The organism is uncultured Psychroserpens sp., from assembly GCF_947503375.1.
Taxonomy (GTDB): Bacteria; Bacteroidota; Bacteroidia; order Flavobacteriales; family Flavobacteriaceae; genus Psychroserpens.
This window is the reverse complement of the sequence record NZ_CANNDQ010000005.1, coordinates 159946-177743: the sequence shown is the minus strand read 5'-3', so window position 1 is coordinate 177743 and position 17798 is coordinate 159946. Positions and strand designations below refer to the sequence as shown.

The following is a 17798-nucleotide window of genomic DNA, read 5'->3' as shown; positions in this document are numbered from 1 at the left end:
AATCTTAACAGTAATTCATCACTTTGTTATGTTCTTGCTAGAGGTTTTTAACATTTCTAACATAATTTTAATATTACAGAAGACGTTATTTTCAAGTATTTTCACCATTATACTCTGTATATTGATTTCTATACTCTTTAGTAACAAGCAGCGATGAGAAAACTTTTACTTTTATTAACAGTAATTACAGTAGGGCTTTTATTTATAGCTCGATTATTTTATCTGCAAGTTTACAACAAAGAAGCCTATAGCTTATTTGAAGATAATGCCATAAGAAAGGTTTACGACTATCCTAAACGCGGTTATGTATATGATAGAAACGGAAAACTCTTAGTTGCCAATCAACCGTCTTATGATGTAATGGTTATTCCAAGAGAAGTTGAACCACTCAACGACACTCAATTAGCAGAGTTTTGTAATCTTTTAAAAATCACCAAAGAAGATTACCAGAAGAAATTTGAAAGAGCTAAAAATTACTCACCGCGGTTACCTTCAGTTTTTGTACCTCAATTATCAAAAAAAGATTACGCAGTATTACAAGAAAAAATGCGAAAATTTGAAGGTTTCTATATTCAAAAGCGTTCGTTAAGAGATTATCAGACCACCATAGGAGCTAATGTTCTAGGTGATATTGGAGAAGTCAATAGAAGAATTATTGAAAAAGAACCCTATTATAAAATGGGTGACCTCATAGGTAAACAAGGAGTAGAATTATCTTATGAGAAAGTTTTAAGAGGTGTAAAGGGCATCAAATTTATTCAAAAAGACCGATTTAATAAAAATATTGGTCCTTATAAAGAAGGAAAATTTGATACATTGCCTCAACCTGGAAAAGACATTACTATCACTATTGATTCAGAACTTCAACAGTATGGTGAATTGCTCATGACTCACAAAAGAGGTGGTATTGTTGCTATAGATCCAAGTAATGGTGAAATTCTTGCTTTAGTTTCTGCCCCAAGTTACAATCCGAATATATTGGTTGGTAGAGGACGCTCTAAAAATTTTACAAAATTATTTCGAGACAGTATAGCTAAACCATTATTTGACAGAGGCTTACAAGCTCAATACCCTCCAGGATCTCCATTTAAAGTCATCAATGCATTAATTGGACTACAAGAAGGTGTAGTAGACACAAACGACAAAGTAGCTTGTAGAATGGGTTACTATTATGGTAGTAGACGACTCACAGGATGCCATCATCACAAAAGTCCTGTAGATATGAATAATGGAATAGCGCAGTCTTGTAATGCCTATTTTGTAAATATCTACCGAAGAATTATTGATAATTATGATGATGCTGGAGAAGCTATGAATATTTGGGCTGATCATGCTAAAAGTTTTGGTTTAGGCAATTTTCTGGGTTATGATCTTCAAGTAGGTCGTCCAGGACGTATACCTGATGGAGATTATTATGACAAAGCCTATGGTGACAATCGTTGGGGCTCAACCTATATAGTATCTAATGCTATTGGTCAAGGTGAAGTAGAAGCCACTCCGATACAACTTGCAAATATGGCTGCTGCAATTGGGAATCGTGGTTATTATTACACACCTCATATCATAAAGGGAATTGAGGATGATACCATTCCAAGCAAGTATACAACCCCAAAGTATACAACTATAGATAAGAGGCATTTTGAGCCTGTAATAGAAGGCATGTTTGATGTGTATAATAAAGGAACGGCCGCAACTTTAAGAATTCCAGGTATTGAGATTTGCGGGAAAACAGGTACAGCAGAAAATTTCATGAAAATTGATGGTCAAAAGACACAATTGACCGATCATTCTATTTTTGTTGCTTTTGCTCCTAAAGACAACCCAAAAATAGCTATTGCAGTTTTTGTAGAAAATGGATATTGGGGAAGCCGTTTTGCTGGCCGAATGGCAAGTTTAATGATTGAAAAGTATCTCAAAGGTGAAATCACAAGAACTGATATGGAGAATTGGATCTTAACACATAGCCTAGAGAATGAATATGCAAAGCCTTATTCTGGCGAGCCATTTAAAATCAATGGAGAAACAACCTTACAACTCATAGATAAAGTTAATATTCACAAAACAGAGAACATTAATAATTCTGAAGACAAAGATATTCAAAACAGTTCAATACGAATAGATCAAAACACTTCAAATCAATAATTATGAATAGAGAAAACCATAGAGGATTTAGATTTGATTGGATTACTATTATTCTGTTTTTATTGTTAGTCGTTTTTGGGTGGCTAAATATTATGTCTGCTTCTCATGTAGGAGAAATAGAAAGCTATTTTGACATGAATCAACTTTACGGAAAACATCTTGTTTTTCTCGGTCTAACGTTTGTCTTGATACTATTGATTCTATCTGTTGAAGCAAAATTTTATGAACGCTTTGCAAGCATCATATATATTGTAGCGATGTTATCACTCGTGGGTTTATTCATTTTTGGAAAAGACGTTAATGGTGCCAGATCCTGGTATGGCATTGGCAGTATGACAATACAACCTAGTGAATTTGCAAAATTTGCAACCGCCTTAGCAGTAGCTAAATATATGAGTGATCTTCAAACTAACATGAATACGTTAAAAGATCAGCTTAAAGCTATAGCTATAATTATTGTTCCTGCTGTACTAATCTTATTGCAAAATGATGCTGGTAGTACATTAGTTTACGCTTCCTTCTTTTTTGTTTTCTACAGAGAAGGTTTACAGCAAATCTATTTAGCGATAGCATTATCCACTATTATACTTGCAGTACTTGCTTTAAAATTTGGCATCCTAATTACTGCTGCAATAGTGACAATTGTGATCTTTGGCGTTTATTTTTTTAAACGGAAAAAACAATTTTCTTTGGTGCAATCTATTGTTATCCTTTTAATAAGTATTTCTTTTTCTTATGGTGTAAAGCTTTTTTACCAACACGGATTAAAAGTTCACCAGCAAAACAGAATTAGTTTATGGCTACGCCTTGAAAAAGACCCTTTAAAGCTTGAGCAAATGAAAAAAGAAGAAGCTTACAACCTTATTCAATCTGAAAAAGCGATAAGCTCAGGAGGTCTCTATGGAAAAGGATTTTTACAAGGAACCCGAACTACTGGGAAGTTTGTGCCAGAGCAGCATACCGATTATATATTTAGTACCGTAGGTGAAGAATGGGGATTTTTAGGTAGTACATTTGTTGTTATTCTATTCATGGCCTTGATCATACGTGTACTCTTTCTAGCCGAATCACAAAAATCACAATTTAGCCGTGTTTATGGTTATGGAGTTGCCTCAATATTGTTCATCCATTTTACTATAAATACAGGCATGGTAATGGGATTAATTCCAACGGTAGGTATCCCTCTCCCCTTTTTTAGCTATGGTGGCTCTGGACTTTGGGGATTTACAATACTACTATTTATCTTTGTGAAATTAGATAGTAACAAAATCAATGAATGGTAATAAAAAAGCGACCAGTAATAAGTTGATCGCTTTTTAGGCATGAAGTTTTGTGCTATGAATCAATTTACATAATATTAAGAAGGACACTAAGCACTATTTCGCTAACACTTAAAATAAGTTCCATTACAACCAAAACTAATCAGTCTATTTATAATACCTAGTGCCTTCTTTGAACCCATATAATAACAAATTGAAGGCTAATTCAAATCAATTAAAATATAAGTATTCCCTTTTATCAAGTTATTACTGTCCTTGACCTAAAGAGTAGCCTCTTACACCATCAAAAGTGTATAAGTTTTCTGTTTTAATCGCATCAATATCATGCTCTAAAGCAGATTTTAAAATTTCAATAATTTTTCTTTTTTGCAATACTTTCCCATCTTTTGCTGCGTACCTACATCTCCAATGATCAGTACAGAAGGTTTCTTTAAACCCTTGAGGCCAAACCTTTACACCTCTATTGGTTATTAATACAAGCTCTAACTCGTCATTATTTAACTTTTGTAGTTTTGATGCTAGCATATTTGCATCTTCGCCATGCCAATCTACAAATAAATCTACACCAACAATTTTCTTATTTTTAGCTGGCTTACGTTGGTATTTAGGCAAAACTAGTGGTGAATTGTCTTCAAATGTAACTGAAGGCAATTGTTTTGGTAGATTACCGAGGTTAGCAATTACAGCCTCAGCAAACGCCCTAGTACCAACACGTTTAGTACTCATTACCTCATCATAAATATCATTAGTATGAACACCATCTTCAATAGTTCTCAACCATGCATTTTGGATATTTTCAGCTACTTTGTTTTGTCCAATATGGTTCAACATCATTACTGATGCATTGATCAAACCTGAAGGGTTGGCAATATCCTTTCCTGCGATATCAGGTGCAGAACCGTGGATGGCTTCAAACATAGCACACTCTTGACCTATATTTGCTGAACCTCCTAAGCCAACAGATCCTGCAATTTGTGCAGCGATATCAGACATAACATCTCCATACAGATTAGGCATTACTATTACATCAAAAGATTCTGGTGAGTCTGCTAATAATGCTGCACCTATATCAACAATCCAATGTTCATTTTCAATTTCAGGATAACGTAATGCTACTTCATTAAATACATCATGAAACAAACCATCTGTCTGTTTCATGATGTTATCTTTCGTGAAACACGTTACCTTTTTTCTACCATAACGCTTAGCATATTCAAAAGCATAGGTGATAATTTTCTCGCAACCTGGTCTACTTATAAGTTTAAGACACTGAACGACCTCATCTGTTTGTTGGTGCTCTATACCTGCGTACAAATCTTCTTCATTCTCACGAATGATGACCACATCCATTTCTGGATGTTTAGTTTGAACAAATGGATGTAGACTACTGCATGGTCTAATATTAGAGTACAAGCCTAATGTTTTTCTCATCGTTACATTTAAGCTCTTGTAACCACCTCCTTGAGGCGTTGTGATTGGTGCTTTGAATAAAATTTTATTCTTTCTTATGGTTTCCCATGCATTGTCAGAAATTCCCGTGGTATGACCATTTAAATATTTCTTCTCACCTACCTCTATCTCTTCAAAAGTGATATCTGCTCCTGCGGCATTTAAAATACTTAATGTAGCATCCATAATTTCTGGACCTATCCCATCTCCTTTAGCTAATGTTACTGTTATCATCTTATTTGTTTAAATATTACATTGCAAAGATGTAAAGTTTTTTTCATATATTTTTATATATGTTTTTTATGTTATGTATAAATATATTTTATGTATAAATAAAAAAAGGAGCTATTAAATAGCTCCTTTTTTTTAAATATTAACACCGTTTATTTCAAGCTCTCCAAGCTAGATTTAATAGTATCTATTTTGGCTAAAGCATCAGCTTCTTTTTTCTTTTCTGATGCAACGACTTGTTTAGGTGCATTGTTTACAAAACGCTCATTAGATAGTTTCTTCTGAACAGAATTTAAAAAGCCTTCAGTATATATCAATTCATCTCTTAATTTCTTAATCTCTGCTTCTACATCAATACTTCCTTCCATAGGTATGAAGTACTCGTTAGATTTTACACGATAGGTTAAAGCACCTTCAACTGGCTCTTTCACATAATTGTAAGTATCAAGATTTCCTAGTTTTGAGATAACCTCGTCAAAAGTATCTGAAACATTTTCATTATTTACCACAGAAAATTGAATAGCATCTTTAGACGCTATATTTTTTTGTTTTCTAATGTTTCTTATACCAGAAATTACTTCAGAAGCAAATTCAAATTCAGCAATTAAACTCTTATTAACTGGTTTGATCTCTGGCCATTTAGCAACGATTAATGCTTCTTTTGGGGATCGCTCTTTGATAAAATGCCACAACTCTTCTGTTAAAAATGGCATAAATGGATGAACTACTTTTAATACATCCTCAAAAATTTTATAAACGCTTTCTAATGTTTTAGAGTCTATTGGTTTTTGATAAACTGGTTTTACCATTTCTAATAGCCAACCACAGAAATCATCCCAAACCAGTTTATAAATAGTCATTAATGCATCACTTAATCTATACTTACTAAAGTGATCTTCAATTTCGGCTAAATCATTTTGAAACTTTGACTCAAACCACTCAAGCGCTACTTTACTAGCATTTGGCTGACTTATACTTTGATCTATTTCCCAACCTTTAACCAGCCTTAACGCATTCCATATTTTATTGGCAAACTGTTTTCCTTGTTGACAAAGTGCTTCATCAAACATAAGATCGTTTCCAGCTGCTGAGCTTAATAACAATCCTACACGTACTCCTCCTGCACCGTATTCTTCTATCAGCTTTAGAGCATCAGGAGAATTTCCTAATTGCTTAGACATCTTTCTACGCTGCTTATCTCTAACTAAACCCGTAAGATATACATTTTCAAAAGGCCTTTGGTCTTTATATTCATATCCAGCTATAATCATTCTGGCAACCCAGAAAAATAAAATATCTGGCCCCGTAACCAAATCGTTGGTTGGGTAGTAGTATTTAATTTCTTCATTTTCAGGGTTACGAATACCATCAAATACACTTATTGGCCATAACCAAGATGAAAACCACGTATCTAAGGCATCAGAATCTTGTGTAAGATCACTTACGGTTAGATTAGAATTTTGTGTTTTATCTTTAGCCAGCTTTAAAGCTTTATCTATTGTTTCGGCAACAACAAAATCTTCTTTTCCATCTCCATAGTAATAAGCTGGAATTTGTTGTCCCCAAAGTAACTGACGTGATATATTCCAATCGCGTATATTTTCCATCCAATGTCTGTAGGTGTTTTCAAATTTCTTTGGGAATAACTTAACCTCTCTATTTGACAGTACAGCATCTATAGCAGGTTTAGCTAGGTCTTCCATCTTAAGAAACCATTGATCACTTAAACGTGGTTCTATAACTGCTTTGGTACGCTCAGACGTTCCAACCTTATTGATATGTTTTTCAATCTTAACTATAATTCCAGCTTCTTGAAGTTCTTTAACTATAGCTTTTCTAACTACAAAACGGTCTTGACCTTCATAATGCATTCCATAACTATTTAATGATGCGTCATCATTAAATATATCAACAACTTCCAGTTGATGTTTATCTCCTAATACTTTATCATTTTCATCGTGAGCTGGTGTTACTTTAAGACAACCCGTTCCAAACTCAACATCTACATATTCGTCTTCTATTATAGGAATTATTCGTTCACAAATAGGAACTATTGCCTTTTTCCCTTTTAAATGCTTAAAGCGATCATCATTTGGATTGATACAAATAGCTGTATCTCCAAATATAGTTTCTGGTCGTGTAGTGGCTATAGTTAATTTTTGATCACTTCCTTCAATTTTGTATTCTAAGTAATAAAGCAACCCTTGCTTTTCAACATGTATCACTTCTTCATCAGATAAGGTTGTTTTTGCTTCTGGATCCCAATTGACCATACGATATCCTCTGTATATCAATCCTTTATTGTATAAATCAACAAAAACTTTTATCACAGACTCACTCATATCGTCATCTAGGGTGAATTTGGTTCGATCCCAATCACAAGAACATCCAAGTTTTTTTAGTTGTTCTAGAATAACACCACCATAAGCTTCTGTCCAATCCCAAGCATGCTTCAAAAATTCTTCACGAGTAAGATTATTCTTATCAATACCTTCTGCTTTTAGCTTTGCAACTACTTTCGCCTCAGTAGCAATAGAAGCATGGTCTGTACCAGGCACCCAACAGGCATTTTTACCTTTCAAACGCGCACGGCGAATCAACACATCTTGAATGGTATTGTTTAACATATGTCCCATATGCAAAACTCCAGTGACATTTGGTGGAGGAATAACTATCGTGTATGGTTCTCTTTCATCTGGTACAGATTGAAAATACTTATGCTCCATCCAGTAATTATACCACTTACTTTCTACACTAGAAGCTGAATATTTTGTTGGTATGCTCATGTTTTGGTACTGTTTTTGTGTAACAACCTACAAAAGTACTTATATTTCTTTTTTTGCGAAATTAATGTGTAGATATTATTGAATGATTTTTCATAGGTGTTGTTAATATTAATGTAATACAACTAATTAATTTTGCAAACTGGTAAAAAGTAAGTAGTTTTGATTTGTATCAATTTAAAATTAAGATGATGAAAAATTTAATACTAATTTTATTTGTTGGCTTGTTGAGTCTTGGTGTAACAGCACAAGAGAAGGTTGCCAAAATTGAATTTAAAACGGATGTAATTGATTACGGTACTATTGAAAAAGGATCTGATGGTGTTAGAGTATTTGAATTTACAAATACTGGAAACGCACCATTAATTATTTCTAAAGTTAAATCTACATGTGGTTGTACTGTTCCAAAAAAACCAGATGGTCCGATTATGCCAGGTGAAACAGGTGAGATCTCTGTAAAGTACGATACTAACAGAGTTAACCCAATTAGAAAGACTATTACTGTTACGTCTAATGCTGAAACGCCTACTGTTGCTTTAAAAATTAAAGGATTAGTTGTAGATTCAAGCAAAAAAAGTGTTTTAGAGAAAACAGATAAAAGTGTAATGCAGCAATAAGTAAAAGCTTTTTTACAAAACAAAACAAAAAGAACTTCCAGATTATGGAAGTTCTTTTTGTTTAAATACATCTTCAAGTCTGAACTCAAACTGCATAATAGTTCCTTGTCTATCAACCTTTAGTTTTATGAGCTTTCCAATCTTTGACTTAAAGTAATTAATAACGTTTTCAAGTGCCAATAAATGGGTGTCTTTACCATTAATAGAGAGAATGATATCATTAATTTGAAGTCCTGCTTTTTCAGCTGGTGAACCTTCTCTTAGCTCGACTATAGTATAAGCTGGTTTTAATGAATATTTGAAATTAGTAACAATATCAATTTGCACACGTGAATTGTCTGTGCCAGAAGAATAGCCCATATTTTTATTGGCCTCTTTTTCTTTAACGACGATAACTCCATTTTGTTCTAATACAATTCCGCTTCTATTGTAATAAAAAGGAGTTTTGAAGTTTGAATTCTTTTTAAGTGTAAGTTTTGCATTTTTATAATCAACAATCAAGTTGAACCGCTTTAATAATTCACCCGAAATACTACCATTTCGCTCTTTGAATCGTTTAGCGTAGCTAATTGCACTTGAATCCGGAAAAGCCGTATTAACGTTGTCTAACCTGAAACTCTTCAACTTAAATGCCTCAATTTTAGAACGTTTACCAAACACATTCCCGCTAAGCCCTTTCCCAAGAAAGTCCTCGAAATAAATATCATTAAATGGAGTTAGACCTAAAGAATCATCTTCAAAAAGCCATAATGCGTCGCTACTTCCAGTATCAATTAAAAGTTTAACAGGAATAAATTGAGAATCTACCAATACCTCACCAGTTATATAAGGTTTATTCCTATAAAAGGATAAATCTAATGTTTCACATTTGTTACATTTTTTATACTTATATGTCTCTGGTTTGTGTAATTCTATATATTTAGAAGCATAGTTAATTTCTACAGTGAAGTTTTTAAATAAGTCATAACCTACAATACCATGAATTGGTGTTCCTAACCGTGGCGTAAAATTCAAACTACTGTCAAATACCACATAGATATCTTGATTGATATTTATAGCATTACCAACTCTAAAAAAATTGTTTTTTGATTTCATAGCCTCAACAGGTTCTCCACCTCCTAAACCCCTTAAAAATATTTTTTCTACATGACGAATTTGTAGAGAATCTACATTGGCCAAATTAAATAAGATAGGCTTACTTACGCCAGAATCTAAAACAAAGGAGAGCTTAACGCCATTTACTTCAACAGGTAAAATGATTAGATTCCCGATGAGTTTAAAATGAATTCTGTCACTATCACTTCTTGGCAAATTGAAGTTTGATTGTCCCAAACAATATGAAGAGATCATTAACAAAATTAGAATTACAGTAATCTTTTTTGACATGCTATGGATTATATCTAACAAACAATTTACAAATCTTTAACATAAGTATTATTTTTAGGTCTGTTTTTTAAATAAAATTTAAGATAATTTTCAGAACTTTACCTTCTAAATTTTTTCCTGATGCCAACAATTTCTCAAAAAGGGCAATTAATGCCTGAATCTCCAATACGTAAATTGGTCCCTTATGCTGAAAACGCATACAAACAAGGAAAAACCGTTTACCACTTAAACATTGGTCAACCAGATATTAAAACGCCACAAATTGCTTTAGATGCAGTGAAAGTTCACTCATTAGATATATTAGCATATACAAGGTCAGAAGGGTCTGAGGGTTATCGTAAAAAAATCGCAAACTATTACTTAAAAAATAACATCCATGTGGATCACGACGATATTATCGTTACCACAGGAGGTAGTGAGGCATTATTATTTGCTTTTGGCAGTATCATGGATACCGATGATGAAATTATAATTCCCGAGCCTTTTTATGCTAATTATAATGGCTTCTCAACGGCTTCTGGTGTGAATGTTGTTCCAGTTATTTCTAAAATAGAAGACAATTTTGCTTTGCCTCCTATAGAAGAGTTTGAAAAATTGATCACTTCAAAAACCAAAGCCATTCTTATTTGTAATCCAGGAAATCCAACTGGATATCTATATTCAAAAGAAGAAATTAAAAAACTGGCCTCAATTGTAAAAAAGCACGACCTGTTCTTAATTGCTGATGAAGTCTATAGAGAATTCGCCTATGATGGCGCCACCCATTATTCTATATTGCAAGAAAACGAGTTAGAAGATTATGCTATTGTAATTGATTCGGTATCTAAACGGTACAGCATGTGTGGCGCTCGTATTGGCTGTTTAGTCTCAAAAAACAAAGCGGTTATTAAAACGGCTTTAAAGTTTGCTCAAGCTAGGTTAAGTCCACCAACATTGGCTCAAATTGCCAGTGAAGCCGCTCTTGAAACACCTCAAAGCTACTTCGATGATGTCATTAAAGAATATGTAGAACGTAGAAATGTGTTAATAGAAGAACTTAACCAAATTGATGGTGTTAAAGTAGCTAACCCAAAAGGAGCTTTTTATTGCATTGCTCAACTTCCAATTAAAAATTCTGATGCATTTGCTCAATGGCTACTAGAATCCTTTGATGTAGATGGTGAGACCATTATGGTAGCTCCAGCTGCAGGATTCTATAGCTCACCTGGTGTTGGCCTAAATCAAATTAGAATTGCGTATGTTTTAAATGTAGATAGCTTAAAAAAAGCAGTTAATATTTTAAAACAAGCTCTTAAGGTATATAAAGATTAGTGCATATTAAAAATAATATATCGTTAAAACCTTTCAATACATTTGGAATTGATGTTAAAGCAAAGCAGTTTATCTCTGTTTCTACAACGGAGGAGTTAAAAACTATTTTCTCATCAAAAGATTTTCCAAATAAATTCATTTTAGGAGGCGGCAGTAATATGCTTCTCACTAAAGATATTGATGCACTCGTTGTTCATATAAACTTAAAAGGCAAACAAGTTATCTCAAAAACTGATACTAGTGTTTTAGTTGAAAGCCAAGCAGGTGAAAATTGGCATGACTTTGTACTTTGGACTTTAGATAATGGTTTTGGAGGTCTAGAGAATCTATCTCTCATTCCTGGTAATGTTGGCACGAGCCCAATTCAAAATATTGGTGCTTATGGTGTAGAGTTAAAAGACACATTCTATTCTTGCACAGCTTTAAATTTAGAAACCCTAGAAGCTGAAACGTTTACTAGTTCTGATTGTGAATTTGACTATCGTAACTCTGTTTTCAAACAACAGGCAAAAGGGAAATACATCATTACAAGTGTTATCTTTAAATTAACAACCAAAGATCATATACTGCATACTAATTATGGTGCAATTTCATCAGAACTAAAACAGATGAATATTGATAACCCAACAATTAATGACATTTCAAAAGCAGTTATTAACATAAGGGAAAGCAAACTCCCTAACCCAAAGGAAATTGGAAACTCAGGAAGCTTTTTCAAAAACCCAATCATCTCAAAAGATGCGTTTATAGAATTACAAAAAAACTTTCCAAATGCGCCACATTATATCATTTCTAAAAATGAGATTAAAATACCAGCTGGTTGGTTAATTGAGCATGCTGGTTTTAAAGGAAAAACCTTTGAGAACTACGGTGTTCATAAAAAACAGGCACTAGTTTTAGTTAATTATGGAAACGCTAAAGGCAAAGATATTTTAAAACTATCTCAACTAATTCAAATAACAGTATTGCGATTATTCGATATTAATATTGAAACTGAAGTGAATATTATATAAAAAAAGCCTCAATATTTTGAGGCTTCTGTTACTGTAGATTTTGAAAAAGCTATTAATCAATTTCTTAAAAAAGAAAGTATATGTCCTACAGAAATTTTTAAGTTTTTAGTGTAATTTTATATTGGTAAGTTTTAATTAACTTTACCAACTTATTTTATGTACGAATACATTAGTGTATTTAGATGTTTTAAATTCACTTTTTTTAAAATTTAACCTTTTGACCACTCCTTTAGAAAAACGAATAGTTGAATTACTTGCAAATGGCGACAAACAAGCCATTAATTTACTTTATGAAAATTATGCAGATAGTCTCTATGGCGTTATTCTGAAAGTAACTATTAACGAAGAAATTGCTCAAGATGCGCTTCAAGAAACTTTTGTAAAAGTTTGGAAAAACGCTAAAAAGTACGATTCAAAGAAAGCAAAATTATTTACTTGGCTATACCGTATTGCAAAGAATACGGCTATAGATAAATTAAGAAGTTTTAATAATAGATTTGAAAAAGAAGTCCAAATTGACAATTCTAACGTATATATCTTACCAACAGGTAGTTTAAATCAAGATGTTTTAGATTTAAAGTCGCATGTTGCAAGACTAGACGAGAAATATCAAATTGTATTAAAAGCCTTGTTTTTTGAAGGTATGACACAACAAGAAGCTAGTGAGGAATTAGATATTCCACTTGGCACCATCAAGTCTAGATTAAAAATTGGACTACGAGAACTCAAAAAAGTTTACGATCCAGAAACAAATTAAATATGGAAAAAAAATTACATACTTTTTTTCAGTCTGGTTTACTTGATAAGTATATACTAGATGAAACCTCTAGTTCAGAAAGCCTGAAAGTAGAGCATTATATAGATACTTATCCTGAAGTCAAGGAAGCGTATATAAAGCTACAAGGTAATCTTGAAATCTTAGCCAAAGTAAATGCTGTAGATGCTCCTATGTCTGTTCTAGACCGTATCAAAAGTGAATTAAATGTCGTAGAAAATCAATCAATAATTAGTATTGATAGAACACGACGCACAATGCCATGGTACAGTATTGCCGCAAGTATAGTTGCACTACTTTTTGCTGGTGGATATTATATGAAAAGTGAACAAAATAAAGTATTACTTGAGGAGAATCAAGTTGTCGTTGATGAAATCTTTGATCTTAGAAGTGATATTGAGGACAATAATAAAAAGCTAGACAATTTGATGCGTCAGTTCATGAAACTAAACAATCCTGAAACTGAAAAATATGTCATGAGAGGAAATGATCGCGCTAAAGACCTAAAAACAGTTGCTTACATCAATCCAGTTGATAAAACATCAATGATCGATGTTGTGTCTTTACCTCAGTTACCAAAAAATCAAACGTTTCAAATTTGGGCTGAAATGGAAGATAGAATGGTTAATCTTGGTATTCTGGATGCGTCTCAAAAGAATTTACAATCTATCCCTTACATGGAAAACGCACTTGGTTTAAGCATCACGATAGAACCTAAAGGCAATTACAATGAAGTATCTACTGATAGTGCTGTAGCTGAAATAGTACTAAAAAATAAAGCAAACAAGTAAGTAGACGATCTTAAAAATTAAATAAAAAGCCACTTTTGAACTATCAAAGTGGCTTTTTATTTAATTTTTAAGATCGTTATGATTTATCAAACAATGCTTTATGAATAAAACCAGCTACAATAGCACCTGCAATAGGAGCCAACCAAAACAACCATAATTGAGATGTAAATTCACCTCCAGCAAAAATAGCTTGACTAGTTGATCGAGCAGGATTAACCGATGTGTTGGAGATTGGAATACTAATTAAATGAATAAGCGTTAATGCTAAACCGATGGCAATTCCAGCAAAGCCTTTAGGTGCTTTTGGGTAAGTACTTCCTAGAATAACCAATAAGAAGAAAAGTGTCAGAATAAATTCTGCAATTAAAACAGACATCATACTGAAACCTCCAGGAGACAAATCACCATAACCATTAGCAGCAAAACCACCAATATCGACAAAATCAGACTTTCCTGAAACAATAAGATATAATACACTAGCTGCTGCTATAGCACCTATAACTTGAGCCAATATATAGCCCAATAAGTCTTTAGCGGGAAATTTTCCTCCAGCCCATAAACCAAGAGATACAGCTGGATTAAAATGTGCACCAGAAACATGTCCAACGGCATATGCCATGGTAAGAACAGTTAAACCAAAAGCCAGCGAAACGCCTACAAAGCCAATACCCAATTCTGGAAAAGCAGCTGCGAAAATTGCGCTACCACAACCTCCAAAAACCAGCCAAAATGTACCAAAAAACTCTGCAAATAATTTTTTCATAAGTAATAAATTGTTAGTTAGTAACTTAAATTTAAAGTAATTATATGTAAGACACTAAAATTGTTGAAAAGTCACGACGCTATTAATTAACACTTTAAGCTATAAATTATACGATAAAGCATTAGAAAATTATATCTTTGCAACATATTACTCTAGTTAAAACTGAATGAAACTCGTTATTATCACATTAATTCTTCTTGGTCTCGGTGTAGCTGGTATCGCTATAAAAATATGGGCAAAGAAAGACGGTAAATTTGCTGGCACTTGCGCGAGTCAAAACCCAATGCTTAACCAAGAAGGTGAAGCTTGTGGGTTTTGCGGCAAAACTCCAGATCAATTTGAAAACTGCAACGAACCTCAACACACATAAGGGTTAATGATTGTTTTAGAAGTTGTATTCTATACTTTCATAGTTATAGTTTGTATTCAAATTTTATTTTACAGTTTCATTTTTAGTAACTTCTCACGTTATAGATTATCTAGACCCAATTCAAAAAAAATTTCAGTTTCTGTAATTATTTGTGCTAAAAATGAAGCAAATAACTTAAACGCATTTTTACCATCTATCATAGCTCAAAAGTATCCCGATTTTGAAATTGTTTTAATCAATGACAATTCAAACGATAACACTTTAGAGGTGATGAAGTCTTTTGCAGAGAAACATCCAAATATTAAAATCGTTGACGTAAAGCCAATAGAAACGTTTTGGGGAAACAAAAAGTACGCATTAACATTAGGCATCAAAGCAGCTTCAAACGCTTTTTTGTTGTTTACTGATGCTGATTGTAAGCCCGTCTCAAAAAATTGGATTTACGAGATGAGTTCTCGCTTTTCAAATGAAAAATCTATAGTAATAGGTTATGGTGCTTATAACAAGGTAAAAGGTTCTTTTTTAAACAAACTTATTCGTTATGAAACATTCTTAACAGCAATTCAATACTTATCTTATGCAAAATTAGGACAACCATATATGGCAGTTGGACGCAATCTTGCCTATAGAAAAGAACTGTTTTTTAAAGCAAATGGCTTTATGAAACACATGCATATAAAATCTGGAGACGATGACCTATTTATAAATCAAATTGCCAATAAATCTAATACAACAATCTGTGTGACCAAAGATAGTTTTACAGAATCAATCCCGAAACAATCATTTAAAGAATGGTCTCTTCAAAAACGAAGACATATTAGTACGGCTCATCATTATAAATTCCAGCATCAATTCTTTCTTGGTCTATTTTACTTATCACAGTTTTTGTTTTGGGCATTAGCTATTTTTTTATTAGTATTCAATTACGAATGGAAAATTGTATTGGGGTTAATAATCTTAAGAGTTGTTATTCAATTTATTAACCTGCATGCAGCTTCTAAAAAACTCAATGAAAAAGATCTAGCTTTTCTAGCACCTTTAATTGAAGTCTTCTTAATTGCTTTTCAATTCTTTATATTTATAAAAAATATGCTATCAAAACCTAAGTATTGGAAGTAAAAGAAGCCATAAAAAAAGCAAAGGTCAACGATCAAATCGCATTTAACTTTTTGTTAGACAGCTTTTGGAATAGCGTGTATGGCTTTCAATTAAAACGTACCGAAAATGAAAATGATGCTGAAGATATTACTATACAAACATTTTCAAAAGCATTTGACAAAATTCATACCTTTAATGATAAATACGAGTTTAAAACTTGGTTGATCACAATTTCTAAAAACATACATATTGACTTAGTACGTAAGCGAAAATCAACTATATCTAATACGTTAAACAGAAATGAAGATGACGAATTTTACGCAATAATAGATGAATCGCCTTCTCCAGAAGACAAAATAATTACCGAACAAAACCTAGCTAAACTACTTAGAGATATTAAAAAGTTAAAACCACACTATCAAGAAGTTATCAATTTGAGATACTTTCAAGAATTGAGTTATAAAGAAATATCTCACCAACTTGATGAACCAATTAACAATGTAAAAGTTAAATTATTAAGAGCCAAAAAGTTATTAGCTGAGATCATTAAAAAGGAATAATTTAAATGTGAATTTTAGTCTAAAAAAAATTGGTCCTGGACTTCTCTTTGCTGGAGCAGCAATAGGTGTTTCTCATCTAGTACAATCAACTAGAGCGGGAGCAGATTTTGGCTTTGGACTTGTTTGGGCATTGCTTTTGGTTAATGTTTTTAAATACCCTTTTTTTCAATTTGGCCCTAGATACGCAATAGCTACAGGTGAGACGCTTTTAGATGGTTATAAAAAATTAGGCAAAAGTGTTTTGGTGGTTTATATTGTTTTGACATTCGCTACAATGTTTACCATTCAAACTGCAGTAACAATTGTTACAGCTGGATTGGCCTCATCATTATTTGGTGATTTCATTTCAACTCAAGCATGGACATTTATTATTCTAACTATTTGTTTTATTGTTCTGGTTATAGGTAAATATCGTTTTTTAGATAAGCTTATGAAGTTTATCATTATCATTCTTACCATAAGCACTATCGTAGCTACAGGATTTGCTCTTAAAAACCCTATTGAGTCACTAACCATTTCTCAGGTGTTTCCAAATGCTATGGAATTTGGTTTCTTAATCGCATTTATGGGCTGGATGCCTGCCCCTTTAGACATCTCTGTTTGGCACTCCCTTTGGGCAATAGAAAAACAAAAAGCAAACAAAAATTTTGATGTAAAATCATCGCTATTTGATTTCAATGTAGGTTACACCACAACAATCATTTTAGGTTTAGGTTTTTTGACCTTAGGCGCTTTAGTTATGTATCAAAGTGGCGAGAGTTTTAGCGGAAAAGCAAGTGTGTTCTCCAACCAACTTATTACAATGTATACTAAAAGCCTAGGTAATTGGTCTTATGTAGTAATAGGTGTTGCTGCATTCACTACAATGTTTAGCACCACACTTACTACATTAGATGCGTCGCCTAGAGCAATGTCTAAAAGTGTACAATTGCTCACAGTAAACAAATTAAAGTATGGTTATTTATTCTGGATTATCATTTTAATAACTGGCACAAGTATCATCTTTTTTTACTTCATCTCTGAAATGGGATTGCTTATTAAAATAGCAACCGTGCTTTCCTTTTTAACAGCACCATTCTATGCTATAATTAATTACAAACTCATCAGTAGTAAGCATACACCTAAAGAATGGCGACCAACACTAAAGATTCATGTTTTGAGTTGGTTAGGTATACTTTTCTTAATTGGGTTTAGTATCTGGTACCTCACTACATTATAACATTTTTTTA

General features: G+C 32.9%; 15 protein-coding genes. 11 read left to right on the top strand and 4 right to left on the bottom strand.

The window, feature by feature from the left end; all coding sequences use genetic code 11:
- Nucleotides 1-153 precede the first annotated feature (153 nt).
- Nucleotides 154-2142 carry a penicillin-binding protein 2 gene (mrdA, locus tag Q0876_RS10195; RefSeq protein WP_299227222.1) on the top strand — a complete coding sequence of 663 codons (1989 nt, stop codon included), beginning with the start codon at nt 154-156 and terminating at the stop codon, nt 2140-2142.
- Nucleotides 2143-2144: 2 nt separating this feature from the next.
- Nucleotides 2145-3425 carry a rod shape-determining protein RodA gene (rodA, locus tag Q0876_RS10190; protein WP_299227219.1) on the top strand — a complete coding sequence of 427 codons (1281 nt, stop codon included), beginning with the start codon at nt 2145-2147 and terminating at the stop codon, nt 3423-3425.
- A gap of 243 nt (nt 3426-3668) precedes the next feature.
- On the opposite strand, the gene Q0876_RS10185 is transcribed toward rodA, so the two are convergent.
- The gene (locus Q0876_RS10185; RefSeq protein WP_299227216.1) at nt 3669-5105 is read right to left on the bottom strand and encodes an NADP-dependent isocitrate dehydrogenase; all 1437 of its coding nucleotides are present in this window, start codon (nt 5103-5105) and stop codon (nt 3669-3671) included.
- Between the two features lie 149 nt (nt 5106-5254).
- Nucleotides 5255-7888: a valine--tRNA ligase gene (locus Q0876_RS10180; RefSeq protein WP_299227213.1), complete on the bottom strand. Its 2634-nt coding sequence runs from the start codon at nt 7886-7888 to the stop codon at nt 5255-5257.
- A gap of 188 nt (nt 7889-8076) precedes the next feature.
- Between Q0876_RS10180 and Q0876_RS10175 the strand changes: the two genes are divergently transcribed.
- Nucleotides 8077-8502, top strand: a complete 426-nt coding sequence (locus tag Q0876_RS10175) for a DUF1573 domain-containing protein (RefSeq protein ID WP_299227210.1) — start codon at nt 8077-8079, stop codon at nt 8500-8502.
- Nucleotides 8503-8544: 42 nt separating this feature from the next.
- Here the strand turns inward: Q0876_RS10175 and Q0876_RS10170 are convergent, their stop codons facing one another.
- Nucleotides 8545-9888 (bottom strand): aspartyl protease family protein, encoded by a 1344-nt coding sequence (locus tag Q0876_RS10170; protein WP_299227205.1) that lies wholly within the window; start codon nt 9886-9888, stop codon nt 8545-8547.
- A gap of 120 nt (nt 9889-10008) precedes the next feature.
- On the opposite strand from Q0876_RS10170, the gene Q0876_RS10165 reads away from it, so the two are divergent.
- The 4 genes from Q0876_RS10165 (at nt 10009) to Q0876_RS10150 (ending at nt 13778) form a co-directional block, all read left to right on the top strand.
- Complete coding sequence (locus Q0876_RS10165; protein ID WP_299227202.1) at nt 10009-11199, top strand: pyridoxal phosphate-dependent aminotransferase; 1191 nt, start codon at nt 10009-10011, stop codon at nt 11197-11199.
- Nucleotides 11199-12212, top strand: a complete 1014-nt coding sequence (gene murB, locus Q0876_RS10160; RefSeq protein WP_299227199.1) for a UDP-N-acetylmuramate dehydrogenase — start codon at nt 11199-11201, stop codon at nt 12210-12212. The genes Q0876_RS10165 and murB overlap by 1 nt, the downstream gene beginning before the upstream one ends.
- A 217-nt stretch (nt 12213-12429) precedes the next feature.
- Nucleotides 12430-12969, top strand: coding sequence for an RNA polymerase sigma factor (locus Q0876_RS10155; RefSeq protein ID WP_299227196.1), 540 nt, complete (start codon nt 12430-12432; stop codon nt 12967-12969).
- Nucleotides 12970-12971: 2 nt separating this feature from the next.
- Entirely contained in the window at nt 12972-13778 is an 807-nt protein-coding gene (locus Q0876_RS10150; protein WP_299227193.1) for an anti-sigma factor, read from the top strand.
- A gap of 76 nt (nt 13779-13854) precedes the next feature.
- Here Q0876_RS10150 and aqpZ read toward each other — a convergent pair whose 3' ends face one another.
- Entirely contained in the window at nt 13855-14541 is a 687-nt protein-coding gene (aqpZ, locus tag Q0876_RS10145) for an aquaporin Z (RefSeq protein WP_299227190.1), read from the bottom strand.
- Nucleotides 14542-14707: 166 nt separating this feature from the next.
- Here aqpZ and Q0876_RS10140 point away from each other — a divergent pair, with 166 nt between their 5' ends.
- From Q0876_RS10140 to Q0876_RS10125, 4 genes are read left to right on the top strand one after another with little or no spacing between them, the layout of a single operon-like run.
- Nucleotides 14708-14911 carry a membrane or secreted protein gene (locus Q0876_RS10140; RefSeq protein WP_299227187.1) on the top strand — a complete coding sequence of 68 codons (204 nt, stop codon included), beginning with the start codon at nt 14708-14710 and terminating at the stop codon, nt 14909-14911.
- A 6-nt stretch (nt 14912-14917) separates the two neighbouring features.
- The gene (locus tag Q0876_RS10135; RefSeq protein WP_299227185.1) at nt 14918-16030 is read left to right on the top strand and encodes a glycosyltransferase; all 1113 of its coding nucleotides are present in this window, start codon (nt 14918-14920) and stop codon (nt 16028-16030) included.
- Nucleotides 16021-16569, top strand: coding sequence for a sigma-70 family RNA polymerase sigma factor (locus Q0876_RS10130; protein WP_299227182.1), 549 nt, complete (start codon nt 16021-16023; stop codon nt 16567-16569). The genes Q0876_RS10135 and Q0876_RS10130 overlap by 10 nt, the downstream gene beginning before the upstream one ends.
- 7 nt (nt 16570-16576) lie before the next feature.
- Complete coding sequence (locus Q0876_RS10125; RefSeq protein WP_299227179.1) at nt 16577-17788, top strand: Nramp family divalent metal transporter; 1212 nt, start codon at nt 16577-16579, stop codon at nt 17786-17788.
- Nucleotides 17789-17798 lie beyond the last annotated feature (10 nt).

What these genes read in the sequence shown, in the direction of transcription:
- mrdA (WP_299227222.1), top strand. Translation starts at nt 154, where the DNA reads ATGAGAAAACTTTTACTTTTATTAACAGTAATTACAGTAGGGCTTTTA.
- rodA (WP_299227219.1), top strand. Translation starts at nt 2,145, where the DNA reads ATGAATAGAGAAAACCATAGAGGATTTAGATTTGATTGGATTACTATT.
- Q0876_RS10185 (WP_299227216.1), bottom strand. Translation starts at nt 5,105, where the DNA reads ATGATAACAGTAACATTAGCTAAAGGAGATGGGATAGGTCCAGAAATT.
- Q0876_RS10180 (WP_299227213.1), bottom strand. Translation starts at nt 7,888, where the DNA reads ATGAGCATACCAACAAAATATTCAGCTTCTAGTGTAGAAAGTAAGTGG.
- Q0876_RS10175 (WP_299227210.1), top strand. Translation starts at nt 8,077, where the DNA reads ATGAAAAATTTAATACTAATTTTATTTGTTGGCTTGTTGAGTCTTGGT.
- Q0876_RS10170 (WP_299227205.1), bottom strand. Translation starts at nt 9,888, where the DNA reads ATGTCAAAAAAGATTACTGTAATTCTAATTTTGTTAATGATCTCTTCA.
- Q0876_RS10165 (WP_299227202.1), top strand. Translation starts at nt 10,009, where the DNA reads ATGCCAACAATTTCTCAAAAAGGGCAATTAATGCCTGAATCTCCAATA.
- Q0876_RS10150 (WP_299227193.1), top strand. Translation starts at nt 12,972, where the DNA reads ATGGAAAAAAAATTACATACTTTTTTTCAGTCTGGTTTACTTGATAAG.
- aqpZ (WP_299227190.1), bottom strand. Translation starts at nt 14,541, where the DNA reads ATGAAAAAATTATTTGCAGAGTTTTTTGGTACATTTTGGCTGGTTTTT.
- Q0876_RS10140 (WP_299227187.1), top strand. Translation starts at nt 14,708, where the DNA reads ATGAAACTCGTTATTATCACATTAATTCTTCTTGGTCTCGGTGTAGCT.
- Q0876_RS10135 (WP_299227185.1), top strand. Translation starts at nt 14,918, where the DNA reads ATGATTGTTTTAGAAGTTGTATTCTATACTTTCATAGTTATAGTTTGT.